A 253-nucleotide genomic window follows, 5' to 3' on the forward strand; every position below is an offset into this window, starting at 1 on the left:
CGCCGTCCCATCATCTCAGGGTGAGTTTCGAGTCGTTTCTCCATCCGCGCGAACGCCTCTTCGTTGGGATGGCGACTGATATGACGCCGTTGGGCCTGTGTGCACTTGGCTTTTAATGGGCAGTTCCCGCAGTCCTTGGCATGGGCTGCGTAAAGGCGAGTGCCACGATTGAGCTGTTTGAGCGACAGGGTCTTGCCCGCAGGACATTGGAAGCTGTCGGTCGCAGGATCGTAAGTGAAGTCCTGACGCGCAA

Annotated in this window: 1 protein-coding gene; it reads right to left on the reverse strand. The window is 58.1% G+C overall.

What is annotated here, in order from left to right; all coding sequences use genetic code 11:
• On the reverse strand, window positions 1-253 hold a 253-nt coding region (locus ACNFCJ_RS24180; RefSeq protein ID WP_416773909.1), incomplete at both ends, for a transposase.

It is taken from the genome of Pseudomonas sp. NY15364, assembly GCF_048068235.1.
GTDB classification, from domain to species: domain Bacteria; phylum Pseudomonadota; class Gammaproteobacteria; order Pseudomonadales; family Pseudomonadaceae; genus Aquipseudomonas; species Aquipseudomonas mendocina_D.